Raw genomic sequence first — 15,606 nt, 5'->3', positions numbered from 1 at the left:
CGCCGGACCCCCGCCTGGAGAGCCGAAGGCCCGGGGACTACTTGTTGATCAGCTCGTTGATCTTGCCGTCGGCCTTCTTGGCGGCGTCGGCCACCGAGGTGCCCTTGAGGATCTCCAGGAGCATGTTCTCCAGAACCTCCTCCTTCTCGATGGAGGTCCAGCCCGGTGCGATCGGCGTGAACCAGGCGTCCGGCACGGCGTTGGCGACGGCGGCCGTCTCCGGCTTGGACTTCAGCGGCTCGAGCTGCTTCTCGTTGTTCGGGAGGATGTTCTTGGAGGTGAGGACCTCCTGCGACTTCTCACTGGTGAAGAGGGAGACCCACTCCTCGCCCAGGTCGGTGACCTTGGACTTGGCGGTCACCGCGAGGTCCGAACCGCCGATGAAGGACGGGAGGGCCTTGCCTTCCGGGCCGGGCATACCGGCCGTGCCGATCTTGCCCTCGAGCTTCGGGTTGCCGTTGTTGGCGCCGTCGACGACGGAGCCGGCCTCCCAGCCGTTGCCGTAGATCAGGGCCGCCTTCTCGTTGGCCATGACGTTGGCGTGGTCCTGCTCGTCCTTGGTCTGGTCGGCCTTGTTGTACTTCTTGACCAGGTTGACGAAGTGCTCGATGCCCTTCTGGGACTCGGCGGAGGAGAGGTTGCCCTTCCACTCCTTCGCGCCCTCGTCGTACTCGGCGATGGATCCGCCGTAGGCCGCGACGTAGGACATGGCCGCGTACCAGTAACGGCCCGGCAGGTAGAGGGACGAGAAGCGCTTGTCCTTCTTGGTGTACTCGGCCGAGACCTTGTCGAGTGCGGCGAGCATCTCGTCCTCGGTCTGCGGGAGGGCGTCGCTGCCGGTGCCCTTCTTGAGCATGTCCTTGTTGTAGACCGCGACACGGGCGCCCGCGTAGTAGGGCACGCAGAACTGCTTGCCCTCGAAGGTGCAGGTGTCCTTGAGGCCCTTGATCCAGGTGTCCGAGTTGTCGTACTTATTCGGGTCGATCTCGGCCAGGGCGCCGTTGAGGATGTACTGCATCGTCTCGGTGTTGCCGAGCTCGACGACGTCCGGGAACTTGTCGCCACCGAGGGCCGTGTCGAGCTTCTTGGCCTTGTCCGCCCACTGCTGGTACTGGACGTTGACCTTGACCTTCGGGTATTTCTTGTTGAACTGCGCGTTGACGTCCTTGACCAGTTCCGGCCAGGTGCTCTGCGCGTCGACCATGAGCCAGACCGTCAGGCTCTCGGTACGGTCCTTCGGGTCCTTCGCGGCGTTGTCATTACTGTCCCCACCACACGCCGCGATTCCGGTCATCATCGCTGCGACGCCTACTGCCGCAATGAGCTTGCGCTTCATGCCACACCCTCCTCAGGGATACCAGCAACCCCCCGCCCACCGCGAAGACGTACGCCTGGCGCTACCTGTGGGGCTGGGACCTGGTCTTTAATGGTTTAGACCAGTACCGGGAGCTTGGCCTAGACCTTTAGGGGTGTCAAGGGTGTATAAGAAGTGCACTCGCGTCCGTTATCGGACCGACACCTGAGGGAGGGCGACGACCCGTGACCGGACCGTGCCACCATGTGAGCCGCGACAGACGGAGGAGCCGGTGACGGCAGCAACGCAGCAGGCGGGAAGGCGGGCCATGGGTGCCGACGGGGGCAGCAGTACGAGCGAGAACGGTGCCGGCGCGCGTACCGCCCGTATCCCGAAGTACTACCGGCTCAAGCGCCATCTCCTCGAAATGACGGACACCATGCCGCCCGGCACGCCGGTGCCACCCGAGCGGACCCTGGCCGCGGAGTTCGACACCTCGCGCACCACGGTGCGCCAGGCCCTCCAGGAGCTGGTGGTCGAGGGCCGGCTGGAGCGCATCCAGGGCAAGGGCACCTTCGTGGCCAAGCCGAAGGTCTCCCAGGCCCTGCAACTCACCTCGTACACCGAGGACATGCGGGCCCAGGGGCTGGAACCCACCTCCCAGCTGCTGGACATCGGCTACGTCACGGCGGACGACACGCTCGCCGGGCTGCTGGACATCACGGCGGGCGGCCGGGTGCTGCGCATCGAGCGGCTCCGGCTCGCCAGCGGCGAGCCGATGGCCATCGAGACCACTCACCTCTCGGCCAAGCGCTTCCCCGCGCTCCGCCGTTCACTGGTGAAGTACACCTCGCTCTACACCGCGTTGGCCGAGGTGTACGACGTGCGGCTCGCCGAGGCCGAGGAGACCATCGAGACCTCGCTCGCCACCCCGCGCGAGGCGGGGCTGCTCGGCACGGACGTCGGCCTTCCGATGCTCATGCTGTCCCGGCACTCGATCGACGGGGACGGCGAGCCGGTCGAGTGGGTGCGCTCGGTGTACCGGGGTGACCGGTACAAGTTCGTGGCCCGCCTGAAGCGTCCCGCCGACTGAGGTCTTTCCGCACCCACGGCACCTCTGATCCCCCCGCGCCCGCGGGGGGATCAGTCATTTCGGGCGACACCGGACCGTTGCAGGACCGCAATGCGGACGGGGGGTGACGGTGGCCGGACCTCTCGCTTAGATTTCCTGCGCATTACACCAGGTGATCAGCGAGGGGACGGAGTCGCCACATGCCAGCAGATACCGATGCGAACCCACCGACAGCACCGACCGTGACACCCATGAGGGTGGTCATCGCCCTGTGCCTGATCGCCCCGTTCGTGGCGATGCTCTGGGTCGGCTCGTACGCCAGGATCGAACCGTCCTTCATCGGCATCCCGTTCTTCTACTGGTACCAGATGCTCTGGGTGGTCGTCTCGACCGCGCTCACCATGATCGCGTACAAGCTGTGGCAGCGTGACCAGCGCGCCCGCAAGGGGGGTGCGTCCGCATGAAGGACGGCGTGAACGGCGTCGCACTCGCCGTGTTCATCTTCTTCTTCCTGGCCGTCACGGTCATCGGATTCATGGCCGCGCGCTGGCGCAAGGCGGAGAACGAGGCCAGCCTCGACGAATGGGGCCTGGGAGGACGGTCGTTCGGCACCTGGGTCACCTGGTTCCTGCTCGGCGGCGACCTCTACACGGCGTACACCTTCGTCGCGGTGCCCGCGGCGGTCTACGCGGCCGGCGCGGCCGGCTTCTTCGCCGTCCCGTACACGATCCTCGTCTACCCGCTGATCTTCACCTTCCTGCCGCGCCTGTGGTCCGTCTCGCACAAGCACGGCTACGTCACCACCTCGGACTTCGTCCGTGGCCGCTTCGGCTCCAAGGGGCTCTCGCTGGCGGTCGCCCTCACCGGCATCCTCGCCACGATGCCGTACATCGCACTCCAGCTGGTCGGTATCCAGGCCGTGCTGGACGTGATGGGCGTGGGTGGCGGCGAGACCACGCACTGGTTCATCAAGGACCTGCCGCTGCTGATCGCGTTCGCCGTCCTCGCCGCGTACACCTACTCCTCGGGACTGCGCGCGCCCGCGCTGATCGCGTTCGTCAAGGACGGCCTGATCTACCTCGTCATCGCCGTCGCGATCATCTACATCCCGATCAAACTCGGCGGTTTCGACAACATCTTCGCCGCGGCCGGCGAGAAGTTCTCCGCCGCGAACGAGGCGGCCGGCAAACCGGTGGCAGGGCTCGCGCCCGGCGCCTCCGGCCAGTGGGTGTACGCCACCCTGGCGCTGGGCTCGGCGCTGGCCCTCTTCATGTACCCGCACTCGATCACGGCGACGCTCTCCAGCCGCAGCCGTGACGTGATCCGGCGCAACACCACGATCCTGCCGCTGTACTCGCTGATGCTGGGACTGCTGGCCCTGCTCGGGTTCATGGCGATCGCCGCCGGGATCAAGGTGGACAACGGCCAGCTCGCGATCCCCCAGCTCTTCGAGAACATGTTCCCCGACTGGTTCGCGGGTGTGGCCTTCGCCGCGATCGGAATCGGCGCCCTGGTGCCGGCCGCGATCATGTCGATCGCCGCGGCGAACCTCTTCACCCGCAACATCTACAAGGACTTCATCAAGCCCGACGCGACCCCGGCGCAGGAGACCAAGGTCTCCAAGCTGGTCTCGCTGCTGGTCAAGGTCGGCGCGCTCGCCTTCGTCCTCACCATGGACAAGACGGTCGCGATCAACTTCCAGCTGCTGGGCGGCATCTGGATCCTCCAGACGATGCCGGCCCTGGTGGGCGGACTGTTCACCCGGTGGTTCCACCGCTGGGCCCTGATAGCGGGCTGGGCGGTCGGCATGATCTACGGCACGGTGGCCGCCTACGGCGTCGCCAGCCCGACCCAGAAGCACTTCGGCGGGTCCTCCAAGGAGATCCCGGGAATCGGCGAGATCGGCTACATCGGTCTCACCGCGTTCGTGCTGAACCTCGTCGTCGTGATCGTGCTGACCTTCGTCCTCAACGCGCTGAAGGCTCCTGCCGGCGTGGACGAGACCTCCCCGTCCGACTACACGGCTGACATCGGCGACCCGGGCGTCAAGGCCGAGCTCCCGCCGGCCACGGCGGGCGCCCCCGGGGGTCACTGACCTCCCCCGCGCCCTCGCGCGTCGACATCCTCCGTCCCGGCAGGGCCCGCCCTGCCGGGACGGCGTCGTCCCCGGCGGCGGCCCGGTGCCGCCGGGCGTCCGGAACCGGGGCGCGCCCCGCCGGTCGTCTGCGGCAGACTGCCGTGCATGGACGTATCGATCAGGCCGGTCCGGCCCGCTCAGTTCGAGGCTCTGGGCGAGATCACCGCCCAGGCCTACCTCGGCGACGGGCTCCTGGACCTCGGCGCCGGGGACCCCTATCTGGATCAGCTTCGCGCCGTGGAGCGGCGGGCGGCCGAGGCCGAGGTGCTGGTCGCGCTGGACGCCGACGGCCGCTTGCTGGGCGGCGTCACCTACGTGGCTCCCGGCAGCCCGTGGGCGGACGTCGCCAGTCAGGACGAGGCGGAGTTCCGGATGCTCGCCGTCTCGCCCGAGGCCCGCGGACGGGGCGCGGGCGAGGCGCTCGTACGGGCCTGCGTCGACCGGGCGCGGGCCGCCGGAGGACTCTCCGGGCTGGTCCTCTCGACGCAGCCGGCCATGCTGGGCGCCCACAGGATCTACCGGCGCCTCGGCTTCGTACGGACCCCGGAGCGGGACTGGTGCCCGCTCCCGGACCTCCCACTCCTGACATACCGGCTGGAGCTCTGACCTACCCCGACACAACATGTGGGGGCTTCTTCAATCAGGAGCCCCCACATGTATGCTCGACCTCGCTGTCGCCGCAGGGGAATCCGGTGCGAATCCGGAACTGTCCCGCAACGGTGTGATGGGTGTGCTTCTGCGCACCCCGAAGTCCGAAGACCTGTCGACAGTGCGTCCGGCTCGACCGAACCGGACGCCGAGACGTCCGGGCCCCGCGGAGGGCCGGTGGACGCCGTGCGCCGTGCGCCCTTTCCCGGACGCCGCCGTGTCCGGCTGCCCCGCTCCCGCAGGCCCCGAGCCGAGCGAGGGATAGCCCCAGTGACCATCGCGCCAGCCGACCCGGTGTCAGCCGCGGAATCCGAAGGCCGCACGAACGACGCGCCCGGGACCGCCCTGCTGCGGACCCTGACCGGCCTCACCGCCGACCTGCCCGGCACCGACCCCGGACGTGTCGCGGCGGCCGCGCTGCGCGGCCGCAACGCCGGTTCGGACGAGGCCGAGTTGCGCTCGCTGGCCACCGAGGCCGCCGCCGGTCTGATCTCCGAGGACCCGGCCTACTCCCGGCTCGCCGCCCGGCTGCTCACCCGGGCCGTCGCGGACGAGGCCGCCGGCCAGGGCGCCGTCTCCTTCTCGTCGTCGGTCGCCGTCGGGCACCGCGAGGGCCTCATCGCGGACCGTACGGCGGAGTTCGTCGCGCTGCACTCCGCCGCCCTCGACGCACTGGTCGGCCAGGCACTCGCCGACGGTGCCGACGACCGCTTCGGCTACTTCGGGCTGCGGACCCTGTACAGCCGCTACCTGCTGCGCCACCCCCTCACCCGCCAGGTCGTCGAGACCCCGCAGCACTTCATGCTGCGCGTCGCCGCGGGGCTGGCCGAGGACACCTCGGAGCGCGCCCTGGAGGAAGTGGCAGCGCTGTACGGCCTGATGAACCGGCTCGACTACCTGCCCTCCTCCCCCACCCTGTTCAACTCCGGCACCCGCCACCCGCAGATGTCGTCCTGTTACCTGCTGGACTCACCGCTGGACGAGCTCGACTCGATCTACGACCGGTACCACCAGGTGGCACGCCTCTCCAAGCACGCGGGCGGCATCGGGCTCTCCTACTCCCGTATTCGCGCCCGGGGGTCACTCATCCGTGGCACCAACGGCCATTCCAACGGCATCGTGCCGTTCCTGAAGACGCTCGACGCCTCCGTCGCCGCGGTCAACCAGGGGGGCCGCCGCAAGGGTGCCGCGGCCGTCTACCTGGAGACCTGGCACGCGGACATCGAGGAGTTCCTGGAGCTGCGCGACAACACCGGTGAGGACCAGCGGCGTACGCACAACCTCAACCTGGCGCACTGGATCCCGGACGAGTTCATGCGCCGCGTGGAGGCGGACACGCAGTGGTCGCTGTTCTCCCCGGCGGACGCTCCCGAGCTGGTGGACCTGTGGGGCGACGCGTTCGACACCGCGTACCGGGCCGCCGAGGCCAGGGGGCTCGCCCGCAGGACACTCCCGGCCCGTGAGCTGTACGGGCGGATGATGCGGACGCTCGCCCAGACCGGCCAGGGCTGGATGACGTTCAAGGACGCCTCCAACCGCACCGCGAACCAGACCGCCGAGCCGGGCCGCGTGGTGCACTCCTCGAACCTGTGCACCGAGATCCTGGAGGTCACCGACGACGGCGAGACGGCCGTCTGCAACCTCGGGTCGGTCAACCTCGGCGCGTTCGTCACCGACGGCACCATCGACTGGGAACGGCTCGACGCCACCGTCCGCACGGCGGTGACCTTCCTCGACCGCGTGGTGGACATCAACTTCTACCCGACCGAGCAGGCCGGCCGCTCCAACGCCCGCTGGCGCCCCGTCGGCCTGGGCGCGATGGGTCTGCAGGACGTCTTCTTCCAGCTGCGCCTGCCGTTCGACTCCCCCGAGGCCCGCGCCCTCTCCGCACGGATCTCCGAGCGGATCATGCTGGCCGCCTACGAGGCTTCCTGCGACCTCGCCGAGCGGTCGGGCCCGCTGCCCGCCTGGTCCGAGACCCGCGCCGCCCGGGGGGTGCTGCATCCGGACCACTACGACACCGAGCTGAACTGGCCGGAGCGCTGGGACGCGCTGCGCGCCCGTATCGCGACGACCGGCATGCGCAACTCGCTTCTGCTGGCCATCGCGCCGACGGCGACGATCGCCTCCATCGCCGGGGTGTACGAGTGCATCGAGCCGCAGGTCTCCAACCTCTTCAAACGCGAGACGCTCAGCGGGGAGTTCCTCCAGGTCAACGCCTACCTGGTCGAGGAGCTGAAGCGGCTCGGCGTCTGGGATGCCCGGACCCGTGAGGCGCTGCGCGAGGCGAGCGGCTCCGTCCAGGGCTTCGCCTGGATCCCCGAGGACGTGCGCGCGCTGTACCGCACGGCGTGGGAGATCCCGCAGCGCGGACTGATCGACATGGCGGCGGACCGTACGCCGTTCCTCGACCAGAGCCAGTCACTGAACCTGTTCCTGGAGACGCCGACGATCGGCAAGCTCTCCTCGATGTACGCGTACGCCTGGAAGAAGGGGCTGAAGACGACGTACTACCTGCGCTCGCGCCCGGCGACCCGGATCGCCCGCGCCGCGTCCGGGACGGCCGCCGCCGCTGCCCCGATCCCCGTACAGCAGGCTTCCGCTCCCGACGCGGACGCGATCGCCTGCTCCCTCGAAAACCCCGAGTCCTGCGAGGCCTGCCAGTGATGACCACGTCCGAGAACAAGAACCTGCTCGACCCGGGCTTCGAACTGACTCTGCGTCCCATGCGCTACCCGGACTTCTACGAGCGCTACCGGGACGCGATCAAGAACACCTGGACGGTGGAGGAGGTGGACCTGCACTCCGACGTCGCCGACCTCGCGAAACTGTCCCCCGGCGAGCAGCACATGATCGGCCGGCTGGTCGCGTTCTTCGCGACGGGTGACTCGATCGTCTCCAACAACCTGGTGCTGACGCTCTACAAGCACATCAACTCCCCCGAGGCGCGGCTTTACCTGTCGCGCCAGTTGTTCGAGGAGGCCGTGCACGTCCAGTTCTACCTGACGCTGCTGGACACCTATCTGCCCGACCCGGACGACCGCGCTGCGGCGTTCGACGCGGTGGAGGAGATCCCGTCGATCCGTGAGAAGGCGCAGTTCTGCTTCCGGTGGATGGACTCCGTCGAGAAGATCGAGCGGCTGGAGACGAAGGCGGACCGCCGGCGCTTCCTGCTCAACCTGATCTGTTTCGCCGCGTGCATCGAGGGCCTGTTCTTCTACGGCGCCTTCGCGTACGTCTACTGGTTCCGCTCGCGCGGTCTGCTGCACGGTCTCGCCACGGGCACCAACTGGGTTTTCCGCGACGAGACGATGCACATGAACTTCGCCTTCGAGGTCGTCGACACCGTCCGCAAGGAGGAGCCCGACCTCTTCGACGACGAGCTCCGGCAGCAGGTCACCGACATGCTGAAGGAGGCCGTGGAGGCGGAGCTGCAGTTCGGCCGCGACCTGTGCGGCGAGGGCCTGCCGGGGATGAACACCGAGTCGATGCGCCAGTACCTGGAGTGCGTCGCCGACCAGCGGCTCACCCGGCTCGGCTTCCCCGCGCTCTACGGTTCGCAGAACCCGTTCTCGTTCATGGAGCTCCAGGGGGTCCAGGAGCTGACCAACTTCTTCGAGCGCCGCCCCTCCGCGTACCAGGTGGCGGTGGAGGGGTCCGTCGGCTTCGACGACGACTTCTAGACCCTCGCCCAGGACCTGACGTACGGGCGCCGCGTGGCCGTGACCGGCGACGCGGCGCCCGTCGCACTCCGGGGCGCCGCCTCACGCCGCCGTCGCGCCTCCCGGAGCTCACGGTCGATCCGGCGCTCCCGTGCGAGGCCCAGGAGCGCGGGCAGCAGGACGAGGGCGAAAAGTACGGCTACGGCCAGGTAGTTCATGAATGTGTTCATGGCTCCACTGTCGTCCCCGCGGCCGGATTCCGGCAGTGGCAGGACTGTCACACACCCTCGATTTACTGCCACACTGGCGTCATGCTGAAGAATGTCGCCGCCTTGCTGCTCGACGATGTCCATCCCTTCGAACTCGGCGTGCTGTGCGAGGTGTTCGGGCTCGACCGCTCCGAGGACGGCTTGCCGGTCCACGACTTCGCGGTCGTCTCGGCGGAGGGCCCGGTGCTGCGGACGCACGCCGGCTTCTCCATCAGCACCCCGTACGGCCTCGACCGTCTGGAGGAGGCCGATCTCATCGCCGTACCCGCCGGGAGTCACTTCGTGGCGCGGACGTACCCCGAGGAGGCCCTCGACGCCCTGCGCCGGGCGGTCGAACGCGGCGCGCGGGTGCTGAGCGTCTGCTCCGGCGCCTTCGTCCTCGGTGAGGCGGGCCTGCTGGACGGCCGCCGCTGCACCACCCACTGGCGGCACTCCGAGGAGCTGGCGCGCCGCTTCCCGCGGGCCGTCGTGGAGCCGGACGTGCTCTACGTCGACGAGGGGCCGGTCATCACGTCGGCGGGCACGGCCGCGGGGATCGACGCCGCACTGCATCTGGTACGCCAGGCGCACGGGCCCGCCGTCGCGAACGCCATCGCGCGCCGCATGGTGGTCCCCCCGCACCGGGACGGAGGCCAGGCGCAGTACATCAAGCGTCCGCTGCCGCGCACCAGGTGCGACACCGTCGGAGACACCCTCGCCTGGATGGAGCGCCATCTCGACGAGGAGATGACCGTCGAGCAGCTGGCCGACCGGACCCACATGTCGCCCCGGACGTTCGCCCGTCGTTTCCAGCAGGAGACCGGCACCACCCCGTACCGCTGGCTGCTCCGGCAGCGGGTCCTGCTGGCGCAGCACCTGCTGGAGACCTCGGACGCGACCGTGGACACGATCGCGGGTCAGACCGGCTTCGGGAACGCGGCCGCGCTGCGCCATCAGTTCGTACGTTCACTGGGTACGACCCCGAACGCCTACCGCCGCACCTTCCGGGGACCGGCCGACATCACCGAGGCCGCCTGACGCAAGGGTCCCGCCGGGGTGATCGCGGATCACCCCGGCGGGACCGGTCACTGCGGGCGTGCGCTCAGATACCGCACTGCGAGGCGGACCAGAAGTGGCTCGGCCCCTGGTTCACATGGATGTGGTCACCGTGGCCGGCGTAGCCAGGACCGAGGATCCCGTTGAACCCGTGGTTGCGGGCCTGCTTCGCGATGGTGCACAGCGAGTGCGGTCCGGAGCCGAGGTCGACGGCGTCGCCGTACAGGTGGCGGCTGTTCGTGGCTCCGCCGACCGCCGAGTTGCAGGAGGTGGACCTGAAGCCGCTGGTGACACGGAGGGGCTGGTCGCCCAGCGCGTGCCGCAGCGCCTCCAGCTTCCACATGCTGCTCAGCGCGTTGGCCCTGGCCGTACCCGCGGCGACCGCTCCGCCCGCCCAGGTGCTGTTGCACGTGTTGAGCTCGGGATAGGTGAAGTGGATGGGGGTGCAGTCGTCGTCCTGGAGCGCGTAGAGCTTGGACTGCGTGGCCGGTCCGGCGATGCCGTCCGCGGCGAGACCGTACGCGGACTGGAAGCGCTTGACCGCGGCCGTGGTGGCGGGGCCGTAGGAGCCGTCGATGGCCAGCACGGAGTTGTACCCCGGATAGCCGGCCACCCGGATCTGGAGCTGGGTGACGTCGGCGCCGGTGGCACCGGGCGAGAGGGTGCGGCTCCATGTGTAGCAGCCGTCGGCCTGCGCGGTTCCGGCCGTGACGACGGCACCACCGATGGCGAAAGCCATGGTCATGACAAGGCCGAGCAGCAGATGTGCGGTACGTCTGAGCATGGGGATCTCCCTGCACGGTGAGGCGTAGAGGTGAGGCGTGAGGATGAGCCTGGCGGACGGGTCGACGCGCGTCAACTACGCACCGGAGAACTCTGCTTGACGAAACCCTCTGCTCGCCCGCCCCACCCGTCACGAAAGAGGGCCCCGCTCGCGGCGGGGCCCTTCCTCTCCGCGGGGCACTCAGTCGTTCGGGACGACCTCGTAGCGCGGGGTGCCCTCCGCCATCTGCTTCAGCGCGTCCTTGCGGTCGCGCTTGGAGAGCCGGTCGATGTATAGGTAGCCGTACAGGTGGTCCGTCTCGTGCTGCAGGCAGCGCGCGAAGTAGCCGCTGCCCCGCACCTTCACCGCGTTGCCCCGGGCGTCCTGGCCGCGCACCACCGCGTAGTCGGGGCGCGCGAGCGAGGCGTAGGCGGTGGGCACGGAGAGGCAGCCCTCGTTGGAGTCGTCGAGGATGCGCTGCTCCGGTGCGAGGTCCTCCAGCACCGGGTTGCAGATCGCGCCGACGTGCCGCACCCCGTCGTCGTCCATGCAGTCGTAGACGAAGACCTTGCGGTCCACGCCGATCTGGTTGGCGGCCAGGCCGACGCCCTCCGCCGTCCGCTGACTGGCGAACATGTCGTCGATCAGCTGCGCGAGCTCGTCGTCGAACTCCGTGACGTCCCTGCACTCCTTGTGCAGGACCGGGTTGCCGACCACCGTGATCGGGCGGGAGGTGCCGCGCTCCCGGTGCGCCGCCTCACGCGCCTCGCAGTCCTCGGTGTCCACGAGGAATCCCTCGTCGTCCACACCGGTCTGCTCGTCCGTCTCCTGCTGCGACATGTCCGCCGTACGCCTTCCTGCAACCTGAACCCGTGAGTACCCGCACCGATATCGGTGCCCGTACAGCCTACGGGCACCGGTCAGCAGACTTCTTCCAGATCCCGCCACTCACGGCTGTCCGGACTGTCCGCCACCCAGCCGTCCAGCAGCCCGCGCACCAGCCCGGCGGGGGCCGCTATGCCGCACTCACGCTCCGGCACCCAGAGGTCACCGGCGGTGCGGTGGCCGAGGGGTCCGGGGTGGCCCGGCTCACTGTGGTCGTGCGGATCCAGGTGCTCGCCGTCACCCTCGTCGCTCTCCATCCTGCTCTCCGAACAGGCTCGGCAGAGCAGTCGCACGGAGGACGACCAGTCCTCGGCGGCGAATCCGGCGTCGGAGGCGAGCTGCTCCAGCGCGTCCCGGTCCACCTCGGTCGCGGCCTCCAGGAGGACCACCCAGGTGGGTACGGGAGAGGGGGCCCACAGCTCGATCTCGTCGAAGACGGGGTAGGACGGTCCGGCCGCCGTGACCCGCTCACCGTTCGGCACCCCGTCGTGCAGGACGACCTCGCCCCAGCGCCGCCCCGAGGACGGCAGCGGGATCGACAGCACCTCCATCCGCGCGGGGTCGAGCCTGCGGCCCCAGACGACCTCGGCCTCACCCTCGGGCGAGAGCCGTACGGCCGCGCTGCCCAGCTCCATGCCCGTCGGCTCGCTGTTGGCCGCCGCGTTGTGCTGGCCGCTGCCCGGCACCCTCAGCCCGTAGGCCTGCCAGGCCCGGCGCGCCAGTGGCCAGTCCTGGAGCGCGGTGGCGGCGATGCCGACGTTCCACCAGTCCGGAGCGCCGGACTCCCGGTCGAGCAGGGCGACGGCGCGCAGGCCGGCGGCCCTCGCCTGTTCCCAGTCGTGCCGGAACTTGTGGAGCAGCGCCAGGTTGAACCAGGACTCGGAGAGCCAGGGTTCCAGGTCCGCCGCGCGCGTCAGCAGCGCCCCCGCGTCCTCGTACCGGCCGTCGCCGATCAGCGTGAACGCGCGGTCCGTGGCCTGCCGCCAAGAGGCGGACGGCCGATGCCGTACCTTCCCGAAGATCCTCACGATTCCCGCCTGTCCCGACTGGACACCCACGTTTTCCGCTCTCCTTCGCATCCAACCATGCCTGGCCGGACGCTCGCTCATTACCCATGGGTTACCCAGCCTCGGCCGGGGTCAGACCGCCCCGCGCCAGGACTCTGGCCAGCGCTTCCACCACCTGCGGCTGGTAGTCACGGCCGGTGCCGAGCCTGAGCTGCTCCAGGGCCCCCAGGGACCCTTTGACGCCTTCCCCGCACAGGTCGTCGTACGCGTTGGCCGCACGGATGATCCTGGCGGCGGTCTGCTGGTCCCGGTACGGGTCCGCCTGCTGTTCCACCACCGCGGCGACCGCCGGATCCACACCGGTCCGGCGCACCACGGCCCCTCCGAGCAGCGCGATCCGGCGCTGCTCCTCGGCCGGGAGGACGGCGGTCGCCCCGTCGGCCACCGGATCGACGAGGGAGAGCTGGCCGATGTCGTGCATCAGCGCCGCGTACTCCAGGACGGTCAGCTCGGGGCCGGCCAGTCCCAGCTCCCGCCCGACGGCCGTCGAGAGTTCGGCCACCCTGCGGGCGTGCCCGTGCGGTGTGTAGCCGGCGATCTCGGTGGCCCTGGCCAGTGACGCGATGGTCTGCCGGTATGTGGTGCGGACGGCGGCGTACCGGCGGAAGGACACCTGCGTCAGCAGCAGCGGCACGCACAGCACAGGCAGGGCCCACAGCCCGGCGACGGCCACGCCGAGCGCCATCACGGCGCCGGTCGCGCACACCGCCGGGCCGATGCCGCTCAGCGCGCGGAGTTCGTCACGCAGCTGCGGCCCGTACGGGCGGGCCGTTCCCGCGGTGAGGGCCGCGAGGACGGCGTCGCAGAGTGCGGTGAGCACCAGGAGCAGGAGCAGGAAACAAGCGAAGTACGGGCCCTCGCCGAACCAGTGTTCCGTCCGGCCCGAATGGTGGAACGGCTGGAAGCACACGGCGGCGAAGGCCACCGCCAGGACGCGGCGGGCCGCCTGGTCCGGGCCGGGGGCGCTGCCGCGCGCCATGTGGGGGACTGAGGCGAGCAGCTGCGCCGCGACGACGACGGTGACCACCTGGAGCACGCCGTGCGCCGTGTCCTGCCCGCCACTGCGCCCCAGGAGGGCGTACGCGAGTGCTCCGGCCGCTCCCAGCGGCGCGGGCTCGCGCTCACCGGGCGGAGCGCCCCAGCGGGCGAGCTCACCGACGGTGACCAGGGCCCCGAAGGCGAGGGCGTGGCCGGGCTCGACGACGCCGTTCCACACGGTGTGCCCGAAGGCGGCGACCGCGAGGAACAGGGCGGCGCCGCGGACCGCGAGGACGGCCGGCGGTGGGTGGGCCGGGGTCACCGGGCCCGCCCCGGCCTCTCCGGGGTGCCGTCGGCGGGCGGGCGTGCCTCCGCCCGCGGCCGGGGCAGCCCTGTCGCCTCCTCGCCCGAGGTGACCGTGCCGGCCGAGGCGGACCAGCCGTGACGGTCCAGGGCGTTCGCCAGCGCTCGCACCATGCGCGGGTCGAAGTGGCTCCCGGCACAGCGCTTCAGTTCCTCCACCGCCGCGGGGACGGGCCGTCCGCGCCGGTAGGACCGGGTCGAGGTCATCGCGTCGAAGGCGTCGGCGACGGCGACGACCCGGGCGAACTCGGGGATCCGGTCACCACTGAGGCCGTACGGATAGCCGCTGCCGTCGAGCCGCTCGTGGTGGTGCAGGATCGCGGCACGCGCCTCGTCCAGGAAGCCGATGCCCCGGACGATCTCGTGGCCGTACTCCGGATGCAGCTCGATGACACGGCGCTCGTCGGGGGTGAGCGGCCCGTCCTTGCGCAGGACCCGCGTCGGGACACCGAGTTTGCCGACGTCGTGCAGGATTCCGGCGAAACGGAGGGCTTCCATCCGGCTCTCCTCCATGCCCAGCTCGCGGGCGATGAGCTCGGAGGCGCGGCCCACCCGCTCGCTGTGGCCGCGGGTGTACCCGTCCTTGATGTCGACGGCCTGGACGAGTGCCCTGATCGTGGCGCGGTGGGCGGCGTGCCCCCGGTGGTACTGCGCGAAGACCCAGCAGGAGATGTACATCGGCAGGAGGACGACCAGCGCGGACAGCGGCCCGTAGGAGCTGCGCCACAGGACAGCCATCATCAGCCCGGCGAGCGCGTGCACCAGGTGCGGCCCCACGGAGCGGGCGGGCAGTCCGCGCCAGGCGTGCTCGACGGCCACGCGCTCGGCCGTGGCCAGGATGCCGCCGTCCAGGGCTGCCAGCACGAGGCTGAACACGAGCGCGGTGGCGCAGACCGGGAGGAGGGCGTAGGGGAGATCGGGTACGGCACCTACCGAGGCGCCGCCGAGCGTGGTGGGACCGCCGAGGAGCGTGTACGTCCAGGAGGCCGCCCCCACGGTCAGCGCGAGCTGGGCGGCCCTCCAGACACGGCGCGCCGCGGCCGGCGGCCGGTCCACACGGCCTGCGAGCGCGCCGGGCACGGCGACGAGCACGGCGGCGGACGGCGGCAGCAGGAACGCCGCGGCGAGCAGCAGGGGGAAGAACGATCCGGCGGTGACCGGCACGGAACCGCCGAACGCACGGCAGCGGCCGACGAGTTCACAGGCGGTGTAGAGCGCGGCCAGGAGGCCCAGCGTGCCCCAGGGGGTCCCTGCCCCCGGGGACAGCGCGGGCAGGGCGCAGAACGCGGCGCCCACCACCGCGCACAGGATGTAGGCGCGCGCCGCCCCCGGTGTGCCCCTCACCCTTACCACCCGCCCCCAGCCTGGTCGATGGAGGCGCCAGGCTAGCGAGACGGGGTGCGGCCAGGGACCGAACGGGCCGTATTACCTCG

14 protein-coding genes and 1 riboswitch are annotated in these 15,606 nt (G+C 70.3%); of the genes, 7 read left to right on the top strand and 7 right to left on the bottom strand.

Annotated elements, in window-relative coordinates; all coding sequences use genetic code 11:
* Window positions 1–37: 37 nt before the first annotated feature.
* On the bottom strand, window positions 38–1,336 hold the full coding sequence (locus ACHFIV_RS04520) for a sugar ABC transporter substrate-binding protein (protein ID WP_398963730.1): 1,299 nt from the start codon (window positions 1,334–1,336) through the stop codon (window positions 38–40).
* 286 nt (window positions 1,337–1,622) lie between these two features.
* Between ACHFIV_RS04520 and ACHFIV_RS04515 the strand changes: the two genes are divergently transcribed.
* From ACHFIV_RS04515 to ACHFIV_RS04490, 6 genes are all read left to right on the top strand, one after another.
* Complete coding sequence (locus tag ACHFIV_RS04515) at window positions 1,623–2,387, top strand: GntR family transcriptional regulator (protein WP_398964220.1); 765 nt, start codon at window positions 1,623–1,625, stop codon at window positions 2,385–2,387.
* 230 nt (window positions 2,388–2,617) lie between these two features.
* Window positions 2,618–2,830 carry a DUF3311 domain-containing protein gene (locus tag ACHFIV_RS04510; protein ID WP_398963727.1) on the top strand — a complete coding sequence of 71 codons (213 nt, stop codon included), beginning with the start codon at window positions 2,618–2,620 and terminating at the stop codon, window positions 2,828–2,830.
* Window positions 2,827–4,461, top strand: coding sequence for a monocarboxylate uptake permease MctP (gene mctP, locus ACHFIV_RS04505; RefSeq protein ID WP_398963724.1), 1,635 nt, complete (start codon window positions 2,827–2,829; stop codon window positions 4,459–4,461). Before ACHFIV_RS04510 ends, mctP begins: the two co-directional genes overlap by 4 nt.
* A 147-nt stretch (window positions 4,462–4,608) precedes the next feature.
* Window positions 4,609–5,109: a GNAT family N-acetyltransferase gene (locus ACHFIV_RS04500; RefSeq protein WP_398963721.1), complete on the top strand. Its 501-nt coding sequence runs from the start codon at window positions 4,609–4,611 to the stop codon at window positions 5,107–5,109.
* Window positions 5,110–5,161: 52 nt separating this feature from the next.
* A riboswitch (cobalamin riboswitch) is annotated at window positions 5,162–5,285 on the top strand.
* A 136-nt stretch (window positions 5,286–5,421) separates the two neighbouring features.
* Window positions 5,422–7,818 carry a ribonucleoside-diphosphate reductase subunit alpha gene (locus ACHFIV_RS04495; protein ID WP_398963718.1) on the top strand — a complete coding sequence of 799 codons (2,397 nt, stop codon included), beginning with the start codon at window positions 5,422–5,424 and terminating at the stop codon, window positions 7,816–7,818.
* Window positions 7,818–8,834: a ribonucleotide-diphosphate reductase subunit beta gene (locus ACHFIV_RS04490; protein ID WP_398963716.1), complete on the top strand. Its 1,017-nt coding sequence runs from the start codon at window positions 7,818–7,820 to the stop codon at window positions 8,832–8,834. Before ACHFIV_RS04495 ends, ACHFIV_RS04490 begins: the two co-directional genes overlap by 1 nt.
* Here the strand turns inward: ACHFIV_RS04490 and ACHFIV_RS04485 are convergent.
* Window positions 8,831–9,043, bottom strand: coding sequence for a hypothetical protein (locus ACHFIV_RS04485; protein ID WP_398963713.1), 213 nt, complete (start codon window positions 9,041–9,043; stop codon window positions 8,831–8,833). The genes ACHFIV_RS04490 and ACHFIV_RS04485 overlap by 4 nt on opposite strands.
* Before the next feature lie 81 nt (window positions 9,044–9,124).
* On the opposite strand from ACHFIV_RS04485, the gene ACHFIV_RS04480 reads away from it, so the two are divergent.
* Window positions 9,125–10,099 (top strand): GlxA family transcriptional regulator, encoded by a 975-nt coding sequence (locus ACHFIV_RS04480; RefSeq protein ID WP_398963711.1) that lies wholly within the window; start codon window positions 9,125–9,127, stop codon window positions 10,097–10,099.
* A 64-nt stretch (window positions 10,100–10,163) separates the two neighbouring features.
* Here the strand turns inward: ACHFIV_RS04480 and ACHFIV_RS04475 are convergent, their stop codons facing one another.
* The 5 genes from ACHFIV_RS04475 to ACHFIV_RS04455 all read right to left on the bottom strand — a co-directional run bounded on the left by ACHFIV_RS04475 (window position 10,164) and on the right by ACHFIV_RS04455 (window position 15,517).
* On the bottom strand, window positions 10,164–10,901 hold the full coding sequence (locus tag ACHFIV_RS04475) for a D-Ala-D-Ala carboxypeptidase family metallohydrolase (RefSeq protein ID WP_398963708.1): 738 nt from the start codon (window positions 10,899–10,901) through the stop codon (window positions 10,164–10,166).
* A 180-nt stretch (window positions 10,902–11,081) separates the two neighbouring features.
* Window positions 11,082–11,720: a peptide deformylase gene (gene def, locus ACHFIV_RS04470; protein ID WP_398963705.1), complete on the bottom strand. Its 639-nt coding sequence runs from the start codon at window positions 11,718–11,720 to the stop codon at window positions 11,082–11,084.
* Window positions 11,721–11,800: 80 nt separating this feature from the next.
* Window positions 11,801–12,793 carry a tetratricopeptide repeat protein gene (locus ACHFIV_RS04465; protein WP_398964217.1) on the bottom strand — a complete coding sequence of 331 codons (993 nt, stop codon included), beginning with the start codon at window positions 12,791–12,793 and terminating at the stop codon, window positions 11,801–11,803.
* 91 nt (window positions 12,794–12,884) lie between these two features.
* The gene (locus ACHFIV_RS04460) at window positions 12,885–14,132 is read right to left on the bottom strand and encodes an HD-GYP domain-containing protein (protein ID WP_398963702.1); all 1,248 of its coding nucleotides are present in this window, start codon (window positions 14,130–14,132) and stop codon (window positions 12,885–12,887) included.
* Window positions 14,129–15,517, bottom strand: a complete 1,389-nt coding sequence (locus tag ACHFIV_RS04455) for an HD-GYP domain-containing protein (RefSeq protein WP_398963699.1) — start codon at window positions 15,515–15,517, stop codon at window positions 14,129–14,131. Before ACHFIV_RS04455 ends, ACHFIV_RS04460 begins: the two co-directional genes overlap by 4 nt.
* Window positions 15,518–15,606: the final 89 nt, after the last annotated feature.

Source organism: Streptomyces sp. ALB3, assembly GCF_044385685.1.
GTDB lineage: Bacteria > Actinomycetota > Actinomycetes > Streptomycetales > Streptomycetaceae > Streptomyces.
Note: the sequence above shows the minus strand (reverse complement) of the source record. Positions and strands in the feature narration are given on the sequence as shown.